Source organism: Butyrivibrio sp. WCD3002, from assembly GCF_000424265.1.
Taxonomy (GTDB): Bacteria; Bacillota; Clostridia; order Lachnospirales; family Lachnospiraceae; genus Butyrivibrio.
This window is the reverse complement of sequence record NZ_AUJO01000006.1, coordinates 107,040-130,060: the sequence shown is the minus strand read 5'-3', so window position 1 is coordinate 130,060 and position 23,021 is coordinate 107,040. Positions and strand designations below refer to the sequence as shown.

The 23,021-nt window shown below is 43.6% G+C and carries 18 protein-coding genes; 17 read left to right on the top strand and 1 reads right to left on the bottom strand.

Translation table 11 applies throughout. From position 1 onward, the window contains the following. Positions 1-292 precede the first annotated feature (292 nt). The 3 genes from G608_RS0109080 (at position 293) to G608_RS0109070 (ending at position 5,703) form a co-directional block, all read left to right on the top strand. Positions 293-2,233, top strand: coding sequence for an Ig-like domain-containing protein (locus G608_RS0109080; protein ID WP_196810170.1), 1,941 nt, complete (start codon positions 293-295; stop codon positions 2,231-2,233). 222 nt (positions 2,234-2,455) lie between these two features. Further along, positions 2,456-3,400: a hypothetical protein gene (locus G608_RS20620; protein WP_051209069.1), complete on the top strand. Its 945-nt coding sequence runs from the start codon at positions 2,456-2,458 to the stop codon at positions 3,398-3,400. Positions 3,401-3,519: 119 nt separating this feature from the next. Further along, positions 3,520-5,703: an ATP-dependent helicase gene (locus tag G608_RS0109070; protein WP_026495763.1), complete on the top strand. Its 2,184-nt coding sequence runs from the start codon at positions 3,520-3,522 to the stop codon at positions 5,701-5,703. On the opposite strand, the gene G608_RS0109065 is transcribed toward G608_RS0109070, so the two are convergent. After that, entirely contained in the window at positions 5,679-6,275 is a 597-nt protein-coding gene (locus G608_RS0109065) for a hypothetical protein (protein ID WP_026495762.1), read from the bottom strand. The genes G608_RS0109070 and G608_RS0109065 overlap by 25 nt on opposite strands. Before the next feature lie 197 nt (positions 6,276-6,472). On the opposite strand from G608_RS0109065, the gene G608_RS0109060 reads away from it, so the two are divergent. From G608_RS0109060 to G608_RS0108995, 14 genes are all read left to right on the top strand, one after another. After that, the gene (locus tag G608_RS0109060; RefSeq protein ID WP_026495761.1) at positions 6,473-7,378 is read left to right on the top strand and encodes a hypothetical protein; all 906 of its coding nucleotides are present in this window, start codon (positions 6,473-6,475) and stop codon (positions 7,376-7,378) included. Positions 7,379-7,487: 109 nt separating this feature from the next. Next, on the top strand, positions 7,488-8,525 hold the full coding sequence (locus tag G608_RS0109055) for a nucleotidyltransferase domain-containing protein (protein ID WP_026495760.1): 1,038 nt from the start codon (positions 7,488-7,490) through the stop codon (positions 8,523-8,525). 177 nt (positions 8,526-8,702) lie between these two features. Beyond that, on the top strand, positions 8,703-10,484 hold the full coding sequence (locus tag G608_RS0109050) for a glycoside hydrolase family 13 protein (protein ID WP_026495759.1): 1,782 nt from the start codon (positions 8,703-8,705) through the stop codon (positions 10,482-10,484). A 158-nt stretch (positions 10,485-10,642) separates the two neighbouring features. After that, entirely contained in the window at positions 10,643-10,963 is a 321-nt protein-coding gene (locus G608_RS24285; RefSeq protein ID WP_081677373.1) for a PspC domain-containing protein, read from the top strand. Between the two features lie 87 nt (positions 10,964-11,050). Then, positions 11,051-12,412 carry an MATE family efflux transporter gene (locus tag G608_RS0109040; protein WP_051209068.1) on the top strand — a complete coding sequence of 454 codons (1,362 nt, stop codon included), beginning with the start codon at positions 11,051-11,053 and terminating at the stop codon, positions 12,410-12,412. A gap of 215 nt (positions 12,413-12,627) precedes the next feature. Beyond that, positions 12,628-13,665, top strand: coding sequence for an SPFH domain-containing protein (locus tag G608_RS0109035; protein ID WP_330366945.1), 1,038 nt, complete (start codon positions 12,628-12,630; stop codon positions 13,663-13,665). Then, the gene (locus G608_RS0109030) at positions 13,665-13,862 is read left to right on the top strand and encodes a PTS ascorbate transporter subunit IIC (protein ID WP_026495756.1); all 198 of its coding nucleotides are present in this window, start codon (positions 13,665-13,667) and stop codon (positions 13,860-13,862) included. Before G608_RS0109035 ends, G608_RS0109030 begins: the two co-directional genes overlap by 1 nt. A 69-nt stretch (positions 13,863-13,931) precedes the next feature. After that, positions 13,932-14,864, top strand: coding sequence for an alpha/beta hydrolase family protein (locus G608_RS0109025; RefSeq protein ID WP_026495755.1), 933 nt, complete (start codon positions 13,932-13,934; stop codon positions 14,862-14,864). 85 nt (positions 14,865-14,949) lie between these two features. Then, positions 14,950-15,732 (top strand): class I SAM-dependent methyltransferase, encoded by a 783-nt coding sequence (locus G608_RS0109020; protein WP_026495754.1) that lies wholly within the window; start codon positions 14,950-14,952, stop codon positions 15,730-15,732. Positions 15,733-15,851: 119 nt separating this feature from the next. After that, positions 15,852-17,279, top strand: coding sequence for a carbon starvation CstA family protein (locus G608_RS0109015; RefSeq protein WP_026495753.1), 1,428 nt, complete (start codon positions 15,852-15,854; stop codon positions 17,277-17,279). A gap of 56 nt (positions 17,280-17,335) precedes the next feature. Beyond that, on the top strand, positions 17,336-18,106 hold the full coding sequence (locus G608_RS0109010; protein WP_035795109.1) for an inositol monophosphatase family protein: 771 nt from the start codon (positions 17,336-17,338) through the stop codon (positions 18,104-18,106). 110 nt (positions 18,107-18,216) lie between these two features. Continuing rightward, on the top strand, positions 18,217-19,170 hold the full coding sequence (locus tag G608_RS20610) for a DUF2156 domain-containing protein (protein WP_051209066.1): 954 nt from the start codon (positions 18,217-18,219) through the stop codon (positions 19,168-19,170). Between the two features lie 45 nt (positions 19,171-19,215). After that, positions 19,216-19,863 (top strand): GNAT family N-acetyltransferase, encoded by a 648-nt coding sequence (locus G608_RS0109000; RefSeq protein ID WP_026495751.1) that lies wholly within the window; start codon positions 19,216-19,218, stop codon positions 19,861-19,863. A gap of 338 nt (positions 19,864-20,201) precedes the next feature. Continuing rightward, positions 20,202-22,976, top strand: coding sequence for an FAD-dependent oxidoreductase (locus G608_RS0108995; protein WP_051209085.1), 2,775 nt, complete (start codon positions 20,202-20,204; stop codon positions 22,974-22,976). Positions 22,977-23,021: the final 45 nt, after the last annotated feature.

Genomic DNA, 23,021 nt, shown 5'->3' with positions numbered 1-23,021 from the left:
TTGACAGTAATGCGGAATAGACCTACGCTCCTTAGAGCAGAGCAGAGCAGAGCAGAGCAGAGCAGAGCAGAGCAGAGCATGGGCTAACTGCGCCCGCCTGTGCCCTTTAGGGTATTTTGCGTCTTGCGGGGCGCTTGAAACTGAATACAACATTCGAGATGGATAACCGTCGGATTTGACGGGGTTACTATACCCTGTCAGGTTCGGCGGTTTTATTGTGTTCAACATGGTTAGCGGCGGCCATAACAGCCGTGAATAAGAAATAAAGGAGAAATAGCTTATGAGAATTAAGATGAAAAGATTTTTAGGCATCCTGCTCAGCATTGTGTTGGCGCTGGGCCTGATGCAGGGGATGAGCTTGACGGCGTATGCAGCTGAGAAATCAGAGACCATTTCTCTAATTAGTGATAATAATATTACAACCGCTACGGGAACCCATTTTAAAGTTACTTGCGGCTATCAGTGGCTTGACGCTTTAGGCTTGACAATTAATAAGTTTGGAGCGATGACTGTTTCGTCACTTGACGAGACTGTCATGACAAAGGTGGTTTGGACCTATTATAACGGTAGTAATAAAAATACCATATCAGTTTCACGCGGTACTTTTAATGGTAACAATACTGTTACCGGGATAAACAGTACCGAACTGACAGTTTCTTCATCAAGTCCTGCAGGTGTCAAACTTAACTCAATTACGATTTACTATTATGATGGAGCCCACACTCACACATGGGCTACAGCATGGTCACATGACGCTACATACCACTGGCACGCCTGTACAGGCGAGGATGCATCGGATGCTTGCCTGAATGAAACGGGTGCGGCAAAAGCAACGCATACATACGGCGATAGCGGCGACGCACGCTTTACCTGCACGGTCTGCGAGTATGTAGATACAACCAAACAGGCGGAAGCGGAAGCGGCTGATCTTGCTGCCGCGAAGACCGCCGCGAAGGCTGACCTCGACACGCTTCTCGCCGGCAAGACCGAGGCTGACTATGACGCAGCTGACTGGACGACACTGACGCAGGCCATCGCGGGCGGCAAGACTGCTATCGATAATGCGACAACGATCGACGACGTTGCCACAGCGAAAAGTAATGCGGAAACCGCCGCGAATGCAGTGAAGACCACAGCAGAGAAAGCATTTGACAATGCGAAGACAACTGCAACCGCAACAGTGAATGGCGTGAACGCCACCGACTACATTGCGGCAGACCAACAGACCGTGACGGAAGCAAAGACCGCTGCGCTGAATGCGATCAATGCGGCCACGACAGAAGCGGAAGTCACAACAGCTCTTAATACTTTCAATGACGCCATTGCGAACTGCACCACGCAGGCAGCGGCAGACCAGGTTGTGATCCAGCAGGTCATGAGTGAAGTATCCGCAAGAACTGGCAACGACATGACTTATAACGGAAGTCCGATCCAACTGATCAACACGCCGACGACCGCACTTCCGGCAGGCTACACCATGAAGTATGCCGTGACCACCGAGAACACGGCTCCGACGGATGAAAGCCTTTATACCACATCCATCCCTACAAAAACCGAAGCCGGAACCTATTATGTCTGGTACAAGGTAGAGGGAGATGCTAACCATGAAGACTCCAAACCGCAGATGTTAGAAGTCACAATAGCAGAAATGGCTGAAGCAAATGAGCAGTTCTTTACATCAATGAAGGTTCAGCAGAAGAATGGAAAACTTAAGATCAGTTGGGATAAAACCGATGCCAAAAAGGTCGAAGTTTATGCCACTTATTGCGGAAATGATTTCCCTGCAAAGCCCATAAAGACAACCACAGGGACATATGTAACATTAAAGAAGATTAAAGGTAAGAAGATTGACTTCAGTAAGAGCTTCAAGATATATCTCAAGGGCTATGGCAGTAAGGATCAGGAAATCGGAAAGACTGTTTCTGCGTATGTGGCAGGTAAAAACAACAAGAAGTATACAAATGTAAAATCCATTAAAGTGAATAATACAAAGGTAACCCTTACAAAGGGCAACAATACGAAGATAGTTGCTACAATAAAACTTGAAAATAAAAAGAAAAAGATGTTTAAGAAGAATAAAGTAGCAAAGTTTCGTTTTGCATCAACCAATCCGGCTGTAGCAACAGTAGATAAAGATGGAAATGTTACCGGAGTAGGTGCAGGCACCTGCGATGTTTATGTTTATGCAGTAAACGGCCTTGCAAAGAAAGTTGCTGTTACCGTAACAGAATAATGAAGAACAATGTCATTTTTACTCAGGGAGCTGTACCATTGTACAGCTCCCTGAAGTTATTAATGTACTTTACATAATCAATCAATAATGCTATAGTCGAATCTGTCTTTATTTTTGTATCTTGCGTTGTCGCAATTTTTTCATGTTTTTATGCGAAGAGTTATTTGGAGTATGTGTGTTGCCAACAAATTTTTTAAATGTAATAATTGGAGTAATAAGCAAATGAATACAAATCTATCGCAATTGATAGATATCTCAAATGAAAGTGCAAGATATGATGAATATGTAAAGGAGATATTTGCAGATAAGCAGATTTTAGCCAGGATCCTTAAATATACATTAGATGAATTTTCAGATGTGGATATCGAAACGATAATAAACAATATAGATGAACCGGAAGTGTCCAGAATCAGGATGGAACCGGGCTATACGAACAATGAAAAGATTAAAAAACTGTCAGAGGAAGACAACATTCCCTTTGAAGGTAAGGTTGTTTTTGATATCAGATTTTCAGTGTACTGTGGCGAGGAATCCATAAAGATTCTGATAAACATTGAAGCCCAAAAGACAACCAATGCATCGAAGCTTGGTTATCACCTGGACAATCGAATAATCTATTATCTTGGCAGGATGATCTCTTCGCAGAAGGAAGTGGAGTTTTCCAAATCTGATTATGACAATCTGAAGGCTGTCCGAAGTATTTGGATATGTATGGATGCAGGTGATGAAGAGGATTCCATCAATCGTATAAGCTTCAGACAAGAAACGCTTTATGGCAAAGAGATGACACTTTCAAATATAGACAAAGTCCAGGGTGTGATCATCAGGCTAAGAAGTAACGAAGAAGCAGATAAATCAAAGAACCTCCTCATAGCGATGCTGGAGGAACTTCTGCGAAAGGAAGATATAAAAAAGAAGAAAAGGAAACTTTCAGAGGAATATGGACTGAAAATAAATACCAACACTGAAAGGAGATTGGAAGAGATGTGTAACTTAAGTCAGGTACTTGTGGATAAGGGCATTGAACAGGGCATTGAGATTGGTGAAATTACCGGGAAGGTATGTGCAAGATATGAAGATGGGATGTCTATCGCTGAAATAGCAGAGAAATCCAATGTTTCAATTGAAGTGGTCGAAAACATCCTTAAAGAAAAAGGATTGCTTTAATGGTTAAGGACTGCCAATGGGGACGGTTCTACTTGGCACGGACTTTAGGGGTTGATAACAGAACGGGTGTTTGGTAGAATGGTGGAAAAGTTAAACAGTGTATTTTAGGTAGTCGATTTATGCAGGAGATTCTGGACAAATTAAATGATGCGCAGAGGCAGGCCGTTACCACAACGGAGGGCTACGTGCGCGTAATAGCAGGGGCAGGAAGCGGCAAGACAAGGGCGCTGTCCCATAGATTTGCATACCTTGTGAATGGTCTTGGAATCATGCCGGGGCATATTCTTTGCGTTACCTTTACCAATAAATCTGCAAATGAGATGAGACAGAGAATTCACAGACTGACAGGGGATAACGATACAGGCTATATCAATACTTTCCATGGTTTTTGTGTATCTGTGCTTCAGGAGGATTCCCACGCGGTTTCCTATCCCAAGAATTTTCTGGTTCTGGATAATTCGGACATAGACGATATGCTGAAGATCATATATGAGGAGAGAGGGCTTTCTCTGCGGGATATGACCTTTAGCGCCGCCAGAGATATGTTCGAGATACGCAAGATTTTTAATGAGCCTGAGTACTACCTTGATATGATCACCATGTCCCTTGATACTCTCAAGGAAAAATATGACAGTGCCACGGAGGTCAAAGATATTCTTTTCTACGGATATCTCTATCAGGAGAAAAAGTGCTTTGGCCTCGATTACAACGATCTCATCAAATTTTCACTCTATATTTTCAGTCAGAATGAGGATATTAAGCTCAAGTGGCAAAAGAGACTTGAATACATAATGATCGATGAGTTTCAGGATATAGACAGCCTCCAGTATGAGCTAATGGAGGTTCTTTCCGGTTATCACAAGAACCTTTTCATAGTGGGTGACCCGGATCAGACAATCTATACCTGGCGCGGTGCCAATGTGAAATACCTGCTGGATTTTGATAAGAATTTCCCTGATGTGAAGACCATCATGATGAATGATAATTACCGCTCGACACCGCAGATTCTATCAGCTGTGAATTCTCTTATAGCCACCAATAAGCAGAGGATAAAAAAGGACCTTGTACCCACACTGCCGGATGGAGACAGCGTTCTTTGCCATTTTGCGCCAAATACTGCCGATGAAGCGGATTGGATAACAGGTGAAATCCTTGCACTGAAGGGTATGGGCGTACCATATAGAAACATGACGATTCTCTACAGAGCTCACTATGTGACGAGGACCATAGAAGAGGGGCTTTTGAAGGAAAAAATACCCTACACGATCTATTCCGGAGTGCAGTTCTTTGGCCGAATGGAGATCAAGGATGCCCTTTGTTATCTCAGGATGATCGTCTATCGTGATGATATATCCTTTAGAAGGATTGCCAACGTACCTAAGAGGAATCTTGGAAAAAGGCGCATGAGCTTTCTTGAGCAGTGCGCCGCTGAAAATAACTGCTCTTTATATAAGGCTCTCAGCGAGAACCTTGAACATGAGGTAATGCGCGGAACAAAGGCAGGAAGATTCATAGAGCTGATAGAGCGCTTTTCAGACAGCTACGAAGGGCTGCCGGTTTCTGAGGTTCTTTCGAAAATACTGAATGAGAGCGGCTATGAAGAGATGCTGAGAACAGAAGGAGCTCAGGACAGGCTTGATAACCTGGCTGAGCTTAAGCAGTCTGTTTTTGAATATGAGACCACCTGCGGTGAAGAGGTAGGCCTTGAGGATTATCTTAAGCACGTGGCGCTTTTTACCAATGCCGATTCGGATGCAGGGCAGGAGGACAAGGTTCGTCTTATGACCGTTCATGCTGCCAAGGGCCTTGAATTTCCCTATGTTTTTCTGTGTGGAATGAATGAAGGAATCTTTCCCTCAAGAAAAATACGTACCCTGGAAGGAATGGAGGAAGAGAGACGTCTTGCCTTTGTTGCCATGACCAGAGCCCAGAAGAGACTCTTTATCTCGGAGGCCGGAGGCATGAATTTTGAAGGGATACCGCGATATCCCTCCAGATTCATACTTGATATAGATAGAAATCTCCTGGAGTTTACTGAGAAACCGGATGATTCCCTTATAACTTTTGTAAGGAAGTATATAGATAATGAATCAAGGTTCCTTAAAGGTGCAGAAAAACTGAATCTGCTGGAGCCCGGAGAGAGAGTTAAGCATGCGATTCTTGGTATGGGTACTATTCTTGAACTAAATACCGAGGATCAGTGTTATCTTGTCCAATTTGATGAGATGGAGACTCCAAGGCAGATTTCATTTAAGGTTAAGCTTTCATGTAAAGAAGATCACTCTTCATCAAAGGCGGAGTAGGTAATTTGACCATCCTCTATGGTAAAGATAGCAGTGCTCATGTCGTCATTTGTGTACTGGAGACATACAGGGATAGGTGATGAATCGTCGTCTGTCCAGTCTTCCTCCCAGCTGTTTACTGCATCTAACCAGCTCGGAATTATTTCCTGTGTGAACGACTCTGAATCAGCGTCTTCAGCACTTTCCAGACCGGTTCCGGCTACCTGTACGTAGATCCAGCTTTCATCATAGGTTGTATGGTGGGATGTGGTTTCGCTGTCCCACTGATCAGTCAGAACCTGATCAATCCACTCTGCCTTTTGAACAACCTCATCAGGAAAATCATATTCTTCTTCATTGTCAGCTGCAGATGCTTCTTCCGTTACCTCTTCTGTATCGGCAGGAGTTTCGGTTTTTGAGCTTTCGGTTGTTATTTCACCATTATTGTTTTCAACCTTATATTCAGCAGAAGTGGTGCCATCATCTGTTTCCACAGAATAATTCATGGTGGTTGTGGATGTGTGCTCCGTTTTGCAGCCTGCAAGAGATGCAGCGCAGAAAAGCGTGCAAATAAATAAAATTTTTGCTTTCATAAATTAGTTTTCTCCTCATAAGAAAAAGTTATTCTATAGTTAGGATTATACATCCCTAAATTGCTCAAAACCGTGACATTTGTATTGTTTAGAAAAATTTTAAGTTTTGATAATAAATAATTGTTATATCATAATAATTGTAAACGAATAAGAATTCCCGATCAGTATATTTTCGGGTTTAAGGAATAGAGATTGAAATGAAAATTGTAAAAAAGGCGTATTATCATCTACCGGGGCTGTTCGAGTTTTATGAGCTGTACAGAAGATTCCTGCCGCTTTTCCGGGAACATAGAGAATATTTCTACGACTGGTGTGAGATAGGCTCCATATATGGTGCTCCGGCAGATTGTATCTGGGGCGGAGGCCGCGTGGGCTTTGGAGATGAGAGCCCCTTGGGCGTGGCAGCTCTGATGAGAGAGTACGGCATTTCCGCAAGACTCACCTTCAGTAATTCGCTTCTTAGGGAGGACCATGTAGGTGACAGGAAGTGTAACGCACTTTGCGAATTATTTGAGAATAACGGCCCTGTTCAAAGCGGTGTGATAATTCATTCAGATCTTTTGATGGATTATTTAAGTGAAAAGTATCCGGGATTTTACTTTGTATCATCCACCACCAAGGTCCTGACAGAATTTGATGAGTTTGAAGCTGAGCTTAACCGTGATGAATTCAGGTTTGTTGTGCCGGATTTCAGGCTGAATAAAGACCATGACAGGCTAAAGGAGCTTACGGAACAGCAGAAGGATAAGGTCGAATTCCTCTGTAACGAATGCTGCTGGTACGACTGCTACGACAGAAAAAACTGCTATGAAAATGTCAGCAGGAAGAGCCTTGGCGAAAATGTAGAAGATCATATCTGCGTATCGCCGGATGCTGCTAAGGGCTATACATTTTCAGAAGCTATGAAAAACCCGGGATTTATCGGACTATCCGCAATTCAAAATGAATACATGCCGGAGGGCTTTTCCAATTTCAAAATCGAGGGTCGAAGCCTTGGAAGCGCATTAGTTCTTGAGTTTTTGCTGTACTATATGACAAAGCCCGAGTATCAGCTAAAGGTTAGGGAAGAGATATATTTAGACAGTACGCTGGACTTGTTTTAATTGCGCTATAGTGTCAAACACTCCTGGGTATACGAACTATAAATAACGCAATGGTCTGTGTAAAACTTAGAAAAAACGGCTCAGATGAGCCTTAACAGGGGGTATAGGTATGAGAGAAGCACATAAAAAGATGATTGATGCGGTAATAGCCAAAGGGCTGAAGGTATGTCCGGAGAGCCTAGCGCTGGTTGGAATCTATGGCTCTGTATCCACGAAGGAGGAGCACCCAATGTCTGATCTGGACCTTCTTATCGTAATAGACGATGAGCAGGGACGACAGCTTAGCAAAACCTTCATTCTTGATGATGAGGGCATCGGCTATGATATCTACTGCACCACATGGGAAATGCTTGAAGGCGATGCGGAATGCAGCCATTCACATATCAGTAAGCTGATGGATTCGGAGATCGTCTATTCAAGGGACGAGGCTTCTACAAAGCGACTTGAAGAGCTAAGACAGAAGGCTGCAGAAATGCTGGCCTCTGATGAAATTATCGGTAAAGTTTTGGAAATTCGTGATCAGATAAGCCGCGAGTACGGATATGTGGCTGCCGCTGATTCTATCGGAATGCAAAGAGCACATGCGTCCTTTATGATTTCACTTTGTTTTGATGCGGTAATACTTTGGAATCACAGATATTTTAAGCGAAGCGGCAAGTACGCCTTTGAGGAACTAAAAGGGCTGAATGTTCCGGAGAATTTCTCTGAAAATATCGACGGAATCATCCGGGCTGACGACTCTGAAAAGCTCATAGCGTCTGCAACAAAGCTTCTAAAATCCATAGTCGCTTTTACAACCATTTCTTCTAAAAAGGCTGCACCAACGAAGGAAACCATTGCCGGTGCCTACGAGGAATCCTTCTCTAACTGGAGGAATAAAATGTATGACGCCCTTGAAAGAGGCGATGTATACAGCTCCTTTATGAATCTTGCATGTCTTCAGTCAATGATGGACGATATCGGCAGCGAACTTGACATTCAGAAGTTCAATGTGATGGAGGATTACAGAGCTGAAGATCTTAAGCATAACGCAGAACTGTTTGATTCAGAGCTGGAGCGTTTTGGGCAGGAGTATAAGAAGATTGGCTTAGATGTGCTGCGTTATAAAGACGCAGATGATTTTATAGCAGATTATCTTAGGGATTAAGAATTAGATAGTGAAAACATGCTGCTGCAGGCAATTTATCAGTAATTACCTGCAACCATTTTATTTCAGGTTTATATAAAATTTTCATGTTGACATTTATATCAAGGTTGGGGTATAGTTTGCTTACATCGGAAAACGTTTTCCGAAAAGTTAAGGTCAACATTACAAGGAGCTATTATGAATTTAAGCGCAATTTACCATAGAATGTCAGAGCAGTACTGCTATCCACTGGATTCAGAGCAGCTTATTATAAATATCAAAACCGGCTATGACGTAGATGAAATCTGGATAATCTGGGGCGATCCCTATGATGCGGGAATTATGGGCGGAAGTGAGCGCTGGAGCGGCAAGAGGGAAGAGATATATTTTAAAAAGCGCCTGAAGGATCACATCTGGTGGACCACAACCCTTCGTCCCGAATACAAGAGATGCAAGTATTACTTCGAGATCCACAGCGGCGATGAGTGCATGTATCTTTTCGAGGATGGCTTTTTAACAGAGGATGAGATGAACATGGAGGGCAAGACCCTTTCTTACTTCATCATGCCCTGGATGAATCCCGCAGATGTCTGCAAGACTCCCACATGGGTCAACGATACTGTGTGGTATCAGATTTTTCCTGAGAGATTCTGCAACGGCGATAAGAGCATAGATCCTGAGAATGTTCTTCCCTGGCAGTCCGGAAAGGTTGGCATGAAGGATTTCTACGGCGGTGATATCAGAGGAATCAGGGACAAAATCCCTTATCTCAAGGACCTTGGAATCACAGGAATCTACTTAAATCCTGTTTTTGAGTCCAAGAGTAACCATAAGTACAACACTCGCGATTACAAGAAGGTTGATCCTCACTTTGGAACCAATGAAGATCTTAGAAAGCTGGTGGATGAAGCCCACGAAGCAGGCATAAGAGTTATGCTGGATGCGGTTTTCAATCACACAGGTGCCGATCACCCCATGTGGCAGGACGTTCTCGCAAATGGACAGGATTCAAAGTACGCCGACTGGTACATGGTAAATAAATGGCCTATAGAGCAGGGCAGGGGTACCAGAGACGGAAGATATTATTCCTTTGCCTTTGCTGAATATATGCCAAAGTTCAACACCAACAATCCTGAGGTTCAGGACTATCTTCTTGATATAGTAAAATTCTGGATTGAGACCTTTGACATCGACGGCCTCAGATTTGACGTAGGAAATGAGGTTTCACATTCATTCCTTAAGGCTCTTAGATACATGACAAGCCGCATGAAATCAGACTTTTACCTGCTTGGAGAAATCTGGCACGATTCCATGTCCTGGCTTCATGGGGATGAGTACGATTCGGTTATGAATTACCCGCTTTCCACAGCCATTGCGGATTTCTGGGTTTATAAAAACAGGGGCAGAGAGACCTTTGAATACGACATAAACCGCTGCTTTACCATGTACTATTCACAGGTAAATGATGTGCTTTTCAATCTGCTGGATTCACATGACACCAACAGACTTCTTGAAAAGGCCGGCCACAACATTGATATTTTCTATCAGCAGCTGGCGGTTCTTTTCACAATGCCCGGAAGTCCCTGCATCTACTATGGTACAGAGGTTGCCATGGACGGAACCTACGATCCTGACTGCAGAAGATGCATGCCCTGGGATGAGATTGATTCCGGCAAAAAGGACACAGAGCTTGGGGAGATGAAGAAGCTCATCAATATGAGAAAAACGCTGCAGTCCTGCAAGAGCAGAAATTTCCATTTTCCTAATGATGTTCCCCAGGAAAGAGTTATTTCCTATATAAAAATCGGAGATAGCGAAAGCATTCAGGTTTACCTTAACTGTGAGGAAAAGGATGTGCAGATAGATGTCCGCGATTTTGGTGAAGTACTCTATTCCCGCAAGTGGATGGCAGATAGTTTAGAGTCCGGAACCCTTGGTGCAAACGGCATTCTCATACTTCGCACTTCCAAAACCTGCTAAAAAAGAGAAATAACGCCACATCTTTTGCTGTAATAGGCATATATATGTTGATTTTCACGTCGTATACTCTTAATATAAAAAAGACGACAGGCATGAATTCACAGCATCGCCTGTACGAATGGTCGGAGAACTGGTATTTAGGAAAAGGGGTAGTTATCATGAGTGAAAAGAGACTTTACAAATCCAACGAAAGAAAAATCTGTGGTGTATGTGGCGGAATTGCCGAGTATCTCGGAATTGATCCGTTTATCGTAAGACTTATCTGGGGCATACTTGCTTTTGCATGGGGCACAAGCATTTGGATATATATTCTTCTTGTATTTATCATGAGCGACAGACCGGATTATGTTCCGGATGACGAAGAAAATCATCAGGTGAAAAAAGAAGCTCCCAGAAATATCGAGCAGCATGAGTATATCGATGCTGAGCCTGTCGGATTCAGACTCAACAACGGTGAGAAGGAAGAAATGTACAGATAATAGCACAGAAATACTTACTAAGAGAGTTGATTTTATCAGCTCTCTTTTGTTATTCTTGGATGAGAAAGTATTTTGGGGGTATTAAAAATGCACATGGACAGGACTGAAAAGGCGGAATTTAACTGTCAGCTCAGGAAGCTTGCTGTACCGCTGGCATTACAGACTTTATTGGGGGCTCTGGTTGGCGCTTCGGACGCACTTATGCTTGGAAGGCTGAACCAAGATTCTATCGCAGCAGTATCGCTGGCAAATCAGATTTTTTTCGTAATGACACTTTTTTCAGGCGCCATAACAGGCTCTGCAGGCGTTCTGATAGCCCAGTATTGGGGCAAAAACGATTATAAAAATGCGGGAAGATTCCTGGCTATGGCTATCAGGTATTCACTGGGAGTTAGCCTTGTGTTTTTCCTGGCAGCATTTTGCTTCCCATCATTTTTGATGAAGATATTTACTTCTGATGCAAGCCTTGTGGCTATAGGTGCGGGATATCTCAGAATCGTCAGCTTTTCATATATTTTTGCAGCTATAGCGAGCTGTTTCCTTATGAATATGAAAATTGCGGGGGATGCGAGACTAAGCGTAATTGTTTCCGCACTGACGGTTACCATAGACATGGTATTGGACTATTTCCTTATTTATGGAAAAGCGGGAGTTCCGGCCCTTGGTGCAAACGGATCTGCTTATTCCACTATCGTGGTTGAGCTGTTTGCTCTTGTTTTTGTAATTGTATGGGCAAAGCGTAAAAAGGCCATAGAGCTTGGCGTCAGCAGCTTCACCTTTTTCTCAAAGGATTTTGAGAAGGATTTGTGGTCGATACTTCCTGCTATGCTGGCAAGCGCACTGTCCTGGGGACTTAGCATAACGGTGCACAATATCATAATGGGTCATCTTGGATCTGATGCAACGGCTGCAGCTTCAGTAACAAGCGTTGCTCAGGAGCTGATTTCCTGCGTATCTCAGGGTATAGCCGGGGGTTCAGGCATTATGGTTGGAGAGCTTCTTGGTTCAGGACAGCTTGATAAGGCTGTTCGATATGGCGACAGATTCTTTGATGTTTCCTTTGTAAACGGTATCGTCAATGCGATTTTGATGGCAATTATAGGACCTATAGTGTATATATTCTATGTTCTTACACCCACTGCGAAGCATTATCTCGTAGTAATGCTGATATTTATGGCATTCTATATGTTTGCCTACGCGTATAATGCTATTTTCACCTGCGGAGTACTGCCTGCGGGAGGCGATGCAAAATATGATGCAGTCAGCGTATTCTTTGCAACCTGGTGCTTTGCAATCCCTGCTTCACTGATTGCGGCATTTATATTGAAATTACCGGTGCTGGTGGTTTACATCATCATGTGCCTTGATGAGATAGTTAAGCTGCCGTTCCTTAGATGGCATTACAACAAACATATATGGGTTAAAAATCTCACAAGAGAGATTGACTAAAGAAAACAGACCGCTCCGAGCTATTGATACTGATAGCTCGGAGCGTTTTTTTGCAATATTCAGGAAGTGCCAGTTTTATCGATAAGTTCCACCTTGCGCAATTTCAGAAAAAACGGGATATCTATTTTGCCAAAGTAACAATTTACTATTTTAATCAATGTGATATCATAATGATATCAAATAGATAATTGTCATAACAACTGGAGGTGATATTTATGACAACAAATATAAAAGAAAAAGTTTTAAGCGGACACAAAAACGGAATGGCTGCACTTTTCATTACAACAGTTTTATATGCGGCAGTCACAGCACTTCTTATTCACACAGCAATGGGGCTTGAAGAAAACGATGCCGGTAACAATATCCTGTTTATAATCAGTATTGTTTACCTGTGCCTTGGTTGGATCCCCTACATGGGACTTAGGGTTCTTAAGCCCGGTGAAGCACTGGTGCTTACACTTTTCGGAAAATATGTGGGAACTATCAAGGAAGACGGCTTCTATTATGTAAATCCCTTCTGCACAGCAGTTAACCCTGCAGCAGATACAAAGCTGGGACAGAGCGGTGATATCTCTGATAATAAGAAGGGCATTATGGGAAGTCTTGAGCTGAGTAGCGGAAAGGTTGAGATTCCTGCCAGCAAGAAGATTTCACTTAAGGTGATGACTCTTTCAAACTCACGCCAGAAGGTAAACGATATCCTGGGCAATCCTGTTGAGATAGCTGTAGCGGTTATGTGGAAGGTAACTGACACAGCCAAGGCTGTTTTCGCAGTTGATAACTATAAGGAATATCTTTCACTTCAGTGTGACACCGCAGTTCGTAACGTTGTAAAGCTTTATCCTTACGACGTAACTGAGAACGTGGATACAACCGGTGATGGAAACGCAGATGACGGAAGTCTTCGCGGATCAACAGAGGTTGTTGCAGGTAAGATCATGGAAGAGATTCAGAGCAAGGTTGCAGATGCAGGTATTGAGATCGTGGATGCGAGAATCACATATCTTGCTTATGCTCCTGAAATCGCAGCAGCAATGCTTCAGAGACAGCAGGCTGCAGCAGTAGTTGATGCCAGAAAACTTATCGTTGACGGCGCAGTAGGAATGGTAGAGCTTGCCCTGGAGCGCCTTAATGAGAAAGAACTTGTGGAACTTGATGAGGAGCGTAAGGCAGCCATGGTATCAAATCTCCTTGTAGTTCTTTGTGGTAACCACGACGCACAGCCTGTGGTTAACTCAGGAAGCCTGTACTAATGGCAGAAAAAAAGCAGGTACCCCTTAGACTGAGCGCAAAGTTATACGATGCGATAGCTGCCTGGGCAGAAGATGACTTCCGCTCAGTCAACGGACAGATAGAATATCTTTTGACCGAATGCGTTAAGCAGAGGAAAAAGGACGGAAAATATGTATCACAGCACCTTGATGAGCCACCGGAGTTTGATATTAAGTAATCCGGGTGTAAATGTCAGAATCTAATCGGTTCCGGTGCCGATGGATTCTGAAAAGTTATGAGGTAGGTTATGAATACATTTAGGAATGAAAAAATAATAGTTGGCGAGGGAACGGATTATCCTCTTAACGGAATGATAACCCTTCCTGAGAATTCTGAAGGGAAGGTCCCCGGAGTTGTTTTCGTACATGGCTCCGGATCCAGCAACATGGATGAAAAGATTTTCAAGAACACACCCTTTAAGGATCTGGCAGAAGGCCTTGCAAAACGTGGAATAGCATCAATTCGCTACGACAAGAGATCCTTTGTCCATGTGAAAAAAATGATAAAACAGGGCATTACTATGAAAGAAGAAACCATTGATGATGCAATCCTTGCAGCAAAGCTTCTTGGTGAGCATTCCGCAGTTGATCCTGATAATATTTTCATAGTGGGTCACAGTATGGGAGCAATGCTTGCACCCAGAATTGATGCGGAATGTGGACTTTTTAAGGGGCTTATCCTTATGGCCGGAACACCTTATCGCCTTGAAGATATCATGATCAGACAGTTTAAACAGGCAGGAAATTCAAAGAGTGCGATTACGAGGTTTGCCGGTAAACTTGAGGACAAGATTTTTTCTAAAAAATTCGACGGTCTCTATGAAATGTCAGATGAAGAGGCGAAAAATAAGAAGTTTGCCGGCGGTACAACACTTTGGTATTTCAAGGAAGCAGGTAAAAAGGGCGCCGCTGATTACCTTCTTGAATCTGAAAAGCCTGCTCTTATAATGCAGGGCGGAATGGACTTCCAGGTTCTTGCAGATGTTGATTTTGCAGGTTTTAAGGAGCTTTTAAAGGATAGGAAGAACGTGGAGTACCGTTACTATGCTGATCTCAACCATCTTTTCATAAAGGGTATCTATAATGATATCGGAATGGCAGCTAAGGAATACAAGGTTGAGCAGCGTATCGGTGATAATGTCTATGATGACATTGCAGCTTTTATAAATTCGAAGAAATAATCTGTAAGGCAGGCTCTGCGCAGTCTGCCTTTGCAGGATTGAGAGTAATTGCGCAGGCTCGGCAGTATGGCATAGGGGGAAAGCCATGAATGAAGTTAACAGAACTCTTTTTATTCCTTTATATGGGAAGGCTATGGTCAGCAGGAAGGGCATAATCCTGAAGGACCCTGATGCAGAGAAAATCTGGGATTCAGAGGCCTTTCCAATAAAGGGAAAATCCAAATCCAAGTGGCTTGCTTACAATATGGCAATGAGGGCACGGGTTTTTGACGACTGGACAAGGTCCATGCTGGAGCAAAATCCTGAGGCCCTTGTTTTGCATGTTGGCTGTGGCCTTGACAGCAGATGCAGAAGAGTGAAGGCGTCATATAAGTGCTGGTATGACTGCGATTTTCCTGACGTTATAGATATCAGGAGAAAATATTACGGAGACTCTGACAGCTACCATATGCAGCCCTTTGATGCTACCAACCCTGAGATGATAGAAATGCTTCCTGACAGCGACATAGTGATAGTGGTTTTTGAAGGAATCAGCATGTATATGTCCGGGGAACAGCTTCATGACTTTTTTGAGGCGCTGGAGGAAAGATATCCTGAGATTCACGTGCTGATGGATGTGTACACTGAACTGGGAGCTAAGGCATCAAAATATAAGAATCCGGTAAACGACGTGGGTGTAACCAGGCTCTATGGTTATGACGATCCCAGAGATTTTCTGGATGGTTTAAAATTAAGAGTAAAGGCTGAGCACAGTTTTACTCCGCCGCAGCTGGTAGAGCAGCTAAAAGGCGCAGATAAAGCATTTTTTAAGCTATTATTTACAGGTGAAACCTATAGAAAAATATATCGACTTTTTGAACTTAACTAAACATTTTTGCGACAACGCGTTATAATTGAATATGGAAAAATAAATAAGCCTGGATGACCTGATAGGCCTCAACAGACTTACAATAACTGCTTTATGTATCTGGGAAGGGGGGTACCAATATGATAAGCTTTTTTGTATGTTTAGGCGTTTTAATTGCAGGTTATTTTGTTTACGGTGCTATCGTCACGAAAATCTACGGGCCTGATGACAGGGAGACTCCTGCTGTCAGGATCAATGACGGCGTTGATTTCGTGGTGATGCCCAAATGGAAGCTTTTCCTTATTCAGTTACTTAATATTGCGGGGCTCGGACCCATATACGGTGCTCTTGCGGGAGCTCAGTGGGGCACCTCCGTATTTTTATGGATTACAATCGGAACCATTCTTGCCGGCGGTGTTCATGATTTTTCCGTGGGCTTTATGAGTATGCGTCATGACGGAGTCAGCGTTTCCGAGCTTACAGGCATGTATCTTGGAAATGTTATGAAGACTATCATGCGCATTTTCAGCGTAGTTCTTCTTTTAATGGTAGGTACTGTTTTTGCGGTCGGACCTGCGGGGCTTATTTCACTTCTTATAGGAAATCAGGGCACAACAGGGCTTCTTACAAACACCACCTTTTGGCTTGTTCTTATTCTTATCTACTATTTCATTGCAACCTTTATTCCAATCGACAAGATTATAGGTAAGCTTTATCCCGTTTTCGGCATTTGTCTTATAGTGATGGCTATCGGCGTGGCAATAGGCATTTTTACCCATGGCTATACAATTCCTGAGATTCAGCTTGCTAATCTTCATCCTTCTAAAACTCCCATTTGGCCAATGATGTTCGTATCTGTGGCCTGCGGAGCTATTTCCGGCTTCCATGCAACCCAGTCGCCTTTGATGGCTCGCTGCTGTAAGTCTGAAAAGGAAAGCCACATGGTATTTTACGGCGCTATGGTAAGCGAAGGCATTATAGCTCTTATCTGGGCAGCCGCAGGTAGTGCAGTTTATGAGAAAACCGGAGGTCTCACAACAGGACTTACTGAGATGCTCTCAAATGGCCAGGCAGCCTGTGTATACGATATCTGCACCAAAACCATGGGCGGCGTTGGAATAGTTCTTGCAATGCTTGGCGTTATTGCATGTCCCATAACCTCCGGTGATACGGCCTTCCGCTCAGCAAGACTTGTTATCGCAGACTGGTTCAAGATCGACCAGAAGTCCTATTCCAAGAGACTCATCCTTTGTGTGCCGCTGCTTCTTGCAGGCGCATTTATCAGTCAGCTCAACTACACCGTTGTGTGGAGATATTTTAGCTGGTCCAACCAGACGCTGGCTATGATAGCTCTTTGGACAGCATCCATGTATCTGTTTAAAAACAAGCGTAATTATTTGATTACAGTTGTTCCTGCAGTGTTTATGTCGGCGGTTTCTGTAACCTATTTCTTCTGCGCACCGGAATGCCTGAATTTATCAGTGGTTGTGGCATATCCTGTAGGAATAATTGCGGCTGTTATTTTCCTTGGAATCTTTCTGATGAGTATAAAAAAGCGTGAATCATGATGGCAAATGGAGTAAAATCTAAACATCATTGTTTAGAATAATAAGAGGTTATCATCATGAATTTGCAGGAACAGATAATTGAAATAGCAAAAGAAGCCGGAACAATAATGACTACGGCTAAACGCCCTAAGATCATGGAGAAATCCGGACACGCTAACTTTTGCACTGAGACAGATGAGAAGGTTCAGAGATTTTTAATTGAAAGGCTGACAGAGGTTATGCCGGAAGCAGCATTCCTTGGGGAAGAGGACGGACAGGATGTTTTTACAGCGAAGATGAGCAGCGGCTACTGCTTTGTGCTTGATCCCATTGACGGAACCTCCAATTTCATCTATGCCTACAGACCATCAGTGGTTTCAATAGGCCTTCTGAAGGATGGAAAGCCACATATTGGCGTAATCTACAATCCCTATGATGACATGGTGTTCTCTGCAAAAGCTGGAGAGGGTGCTTACCTGAACGGCGAGAAAATAATGTCAACGGAGGCTCCACTTTCGGATTCTCTGGCAGTTTTCGGAACAGCGCCGTATTATACCGAGCTTCAGGACAAGACCTTTGAACTGGCTAAGAAGGTTCTTCCTCTCTGCGTAGATCTTAGAAGATCCGGCTCTGCCGCATGGGATATGTGCTGCGTAGCCATGGGAACCGCTGCCCTGTATTTTGAGATGAGAGTGCAGCTCTGGGATTATGCTGCTGCAGCTTTGATCGCAACAGAGGCTGGCTGCAGGATCACTGACATCGAAGGTAAGCCTCTTTCCTACACAGGCCCCACATCAGCGCTGTGCATGGCAAGAGGAATAAAGGAAGTTCCCGAGTGTTTTAAGTAAGACTTACGATACTCCCGGCAAGTTGACAAAATGCGAATTTTGGAGTAAATTGATTGTACACAATCTATTACAACAAAATGCAATTATCGACTGATACCGGGAGTATTTTTATGGGTAAAAAATTATTATTTCACAAACCGTCATTCGAAGAAGCTGCAAAGCTGGCCGAAATTTATGCACTAAGAGATAACAAAACCTGTGACAGCACGGTTTTGGATACATTTATCTGGAAAGACCTTTATAATACCGAGATTTACGTAGAGGATGAAGCCGCATTAGTACTTATGAAGGATGATAAGGGATATTTTGCGGCAATGCCTTACTGTAGTGAAGAGAAGCTTCCCCAGTATTTCGACGCTCTAAGAGAGTATTTTAATGAGGAGCTGAAAAGCCCCTTGAGAATTGATCTTGCTGATGAGGATGCTCTTAAGGCCTTGGGACTTTTGGACAACCCCGGATTTATCATAGAGGAGGAGTTTGATCTTAAGGACTACCTCTATGATGCAGAGGAGCTCAGAGCCCTTCCCGGCAAGAAATTCCAGAAAAAGAGAAATCTTATAAACAAGTTTATGAAGGAATATGAAGGCAGATGGAATTATAAGACCATGTGCTGCGTAGATGAGTATTTCCTCGAGGAATTCATGAATAACTGGATCGAAAAGAGGCTGGCTGAGGGTGTTGAAAGCAAAGATACTCTTATTCTTGAGGAAGAAGGCGTTATAGAGCTGCTTAGAAACTGCGATAAAGTTACCTATAGGATCGGTGGAATTTTCATCGATGAGATTTTGCAGGCATTTACCATAGGATCCTACAACAGCAGAGAAAAAATGGCTGTCATCAGTATTGAGAAGGGAAATTCGGAGATTCCCGGAATTTACCAGGTGATAAATCAGCAGTTTTTGCTTAATTCCTATGAAGATGCAAAGCTTGTAAACAGAGAGGATGACATGGGAATCGATGGATTAAGGCAGGCCAAGGAAAGCTATAATCCCATCGGTTATGCCAGAAAATACAGAGTTTGCGAGAAGGCTGCAGAGCTGGGACAGTTTTGTAAAAGCGCCTGATAGTATCATGGCAGAAGGTCATAATATCAAAGGATTCGAGAATAAATGATTACAGAATTAGCAGAAAAAAGCTGCACAAGAGAGCTATATGAAGAGGCTTTTGAGGACCCAAAGGAATTCGTAGATTATTACTACAAAGATAAATGCAGCGATAACAGGATTATTGCTGATGTGGAGGAGGGGAAAGTCCTTTCCATGCTTCATCTTAATCCCTACAGAATTTCTCTGGATGGCGCGATTTTTGAAAGCTACTACATAGTTGCGGTCGCCACAACAGAAAAAAGACGCCGCGAAGGCCGGATGGCAAAGGTATTTGAAAAGACTCTGGGGCTCCTAAAAAATGAGAAGATACCTCTTGTTTTTCTGATGCCTGTGGATGAAGCCATCTATTCCTGGATGGGCTTTGAGAAAATCTGTGATTTTGCTCTGGAAAAAATATCTTCCTACGAGGAAATCCGTGAAAATTACGATATGTACTGTGTTAGAGATGATGTCTACATCAAAAGGATGGAAAAAGAAGATGCCTTCAGAGAACAGGATAATGGCGAGGTTTTGCCTGATGATCCTGTGATAATGGCGAAGATTACCGATCTTGAAGCCTTTAATTCATTGACAGGTCAGAGCTTTCAAGGTGAAAAGGAAGCCCTTTTGTGGCTGAAAAAGAAAAAAATCTACATATGCGAGGAAGTTTAGAGCAGATTATTGAAAAAGCTTCCCAAAATATGACTGTGAGTCATAAATGGAAAACTTTTTCGGATTCCGGTTTTTTTGTCTCAAGAAAACTAAACATTAAAACAATACGTCAAATTGTCTAAAAATCGCCCGAGATAGAAACGATATCTTGGACGATTTTTTTTGATGTTATTTCATTGATAATAAGTGTTTGGTTTTTCGGAAAGCCGCATAAAACCGCCTATTTTCAGACAATTTGGGACACGAAATTATGATAAGATAAAGTGCATTATTTTTAGGAAGGTAGGATTTTTTTCTAAATGGGAAACAGTATCAAAGAATGGCAAATCGGTGATCCCATGATCAATGAGAATGATTATTGGCAGGATCCCAACTACGTGGCGGAGGACCCGGAGAAGGAGAAGCTGGTACTTAAGCTGGCTACACTTATCACCGACCGCTATGTGAAGAAACTTTTTAACAAGATCAATAACAGAGATCCGGAGTATTGGATGCTTGATATGATTCTTGATAAGGCTCAGGTCAAGTTCCTTCTGAATTTCAAGAAGACAAGAGTTCCGTACAGTATTGAGGAGCTTGCTTCCATGAACAACATGAGTGTGGAAGAGGCTCAGAAGATGGTAGATCGTCTTGTGTGGATCGGTATTATCGAGATGAACCGCGCAAAGACTGAAGATAAGCATAAGCAGTACGAGCTTCCGATTTTCGTTCCGGGCTCAGCTGAGTTTATGATGATGCAGGAAAAGCTCACAGACGAGTTTCCGCAGCTTGCAACCTTTTTCAACCTGATGACACAGCTTCCCCTTGGCGGAATTACACAGATGGTTCCTCCCGGAGGCGCAGGCGTGGGAATGCACGTAATTCCCGTTGAGAAGGCAATCAGCTTAGAGAACCAGTCGGTTTCTGTTGAGCACCTTTCACGCTGGATCGATATGTATGATAAATACGGCATTTCTGAGTGCTCCTGCAGAAAACAGCAGGCGATGCGTGGCGAGGGTTCAGGTGAAATTCGCGGAGATTACTGCATCGGTATGGGTGACATGGCTGAATACATGGACAGCCGCGGAATCGGTCACTACGTAACAAAAGAAGAGGTTTATGAGATTCTTGAGAGAGCTGAGAGACACGGCTATGTTCACCAGATCACAAATATAGACGGCGAGGGTAAGATCGTAGCTATCTGTAACTGTGCTCCCGGAGTTTGTAACGCTCTTAGAACATCACAGCTTTACAACACACCTAACCTTTCAGCATCTGCTTACCGCGCTCATGTTGATAAAAGTAAGTGCGTAGCCTGCGGTAAGTGCGTTGAGGTTTGTCCTGCAGGTGCAGCAAAGCTCGGTCAGAAGCTCTGCAAAAAGGACGGAACAGAGGTTAAATATCCCAAGGCTGAGCTTCCCGACGGACAGAAGTGGGGCCCTGATAAGTGGAATTATAACTACCGCGATGACAATAAAATCAACTGTTACGAAACAGGAACAGCTCCCTGTAAGACAGCCTGCCCTGTGCATCTTTCAGTTCAGGGTTATATCAAGATGGCTGCTGAGGGCAGATACGAGGATGCTCTTAAGCTTATAAAGCAGGACAACCCGCTTCCCATGATCTGTGGCGCTGTCTGCAACAGACGTTGTGAGGATGCCTGCACAAGAGGCACTATCGATCAGCCTCTTGCTATCGATGAGATTAAGAAATACATCGCATCCCTGGATCTTAACAAGGATGAGAGATACATTCCTCTTTGCGAGAAGCATGACGGCGGAATGTGGTCAGATGATTACAAGATGGCTATCATCGGCGGTGGCCCCGCCGGACTTGCTGCTGCATATTTCCTCAGAAGAGACGGCTATCCTGTAACTGTATTTGAAAAAGAGAAGCGTCCCGGCGGAATGCTTATGAACGGTATTCCCAGCTATCGTCTTGAGAAGGACATCATCGAGGCTGAAATTGACGTAATGAAGCAGATGGGTATCGAGTTCAAGTGCGGAGTAGAGGTTGGTAAGGACCTTACTATAGAAGGCCTTAGAAAGCAGGGCTACAAGGCATTTTTCCTGGCTATCGGTTGTCAGGGCGGAAGAAAAGCCGGTGTACCCGGTGAGGACGCTGAGGGCGTTCAGACAGGTGTTGAGTTCCTTAGAAAGATCAACGCTGATCATACAAACAGACTTAATGGCGAGACAGTAGTTGTAGGTGGCGGTAACGTTGCTATCGACGTTGCCAGAAGCGCTGTAAGAGCAGGCGCATCCAAGGTTACAATGCTTTGTCTTGAGAGCCTTTCTGAGATGCCTGCTGCTAAGGATGAAGTTGAAGAGGCGAAGGAAGAAGGAATTGAGATCATTAACAGCTATGGTCCCAAGGAAATTCTTACAGAGAACGGCAAGGTTAAGGCTGTTATCTTCAAGAAGTGTACTTCAGTTAAGGACGCTGACGGAAGATTTAATCCTCAGTATGATGAGAATGACACTATCACAATCAACTGCGAGAACGTGCTTCTCTCAATCGGACAGTCAATCGTATGGGCTGACCTCCTTAAGGGCACAAAGGTTGAGCTTCGTCCCAACGGCGGCGTAATTGCCGATCCTCTTACACTTCAGACAGCAGAGCCCGATATTTTCGCAGGTGGTGACGTATTTACAGGTCCCAGATTTGCTATCGATGCCATTGCAGGCGGTAGAGAAGCAGCTGTTTCCATGAATCGTTTCGTTCATCCCGGAAACAGACTTGACCTTGCAAGAGACAGAAGAGACTTCATCGAGCTTGATAAGGACGATATTCTTGTTGAGAGCTTCGATAACGCTCCCAGACAGATTCCCGGCAAGAAGGCAGGAATCGCTAAGGAGACCTTCGAGGATCTCAGACTAACTCTATCAGAGGAGCAGGTTAAGGCTGAGGCTAACAGATGTCTTGGCTGCGGTGCAACCACAGTAGATGAGAATAAGTGTATCGGCTGCGGTCTTTGTACAACAAAATGTGAGTTTGACGCAATCCACCTTACAAGAGATATCCCTGAAGCAAGCACAATGGTTCGCTCAGAGGATAAGCTTAAAAAGGTTGGTCCCTACGCTGCAAAGCGTGCTGTAAAAATTGTTGTAAACAAGGTTACGGGTAAGAAATAATATAGTTCATAAATGCAGTATTTTTGCTGTGTTTTACTTCAAAAA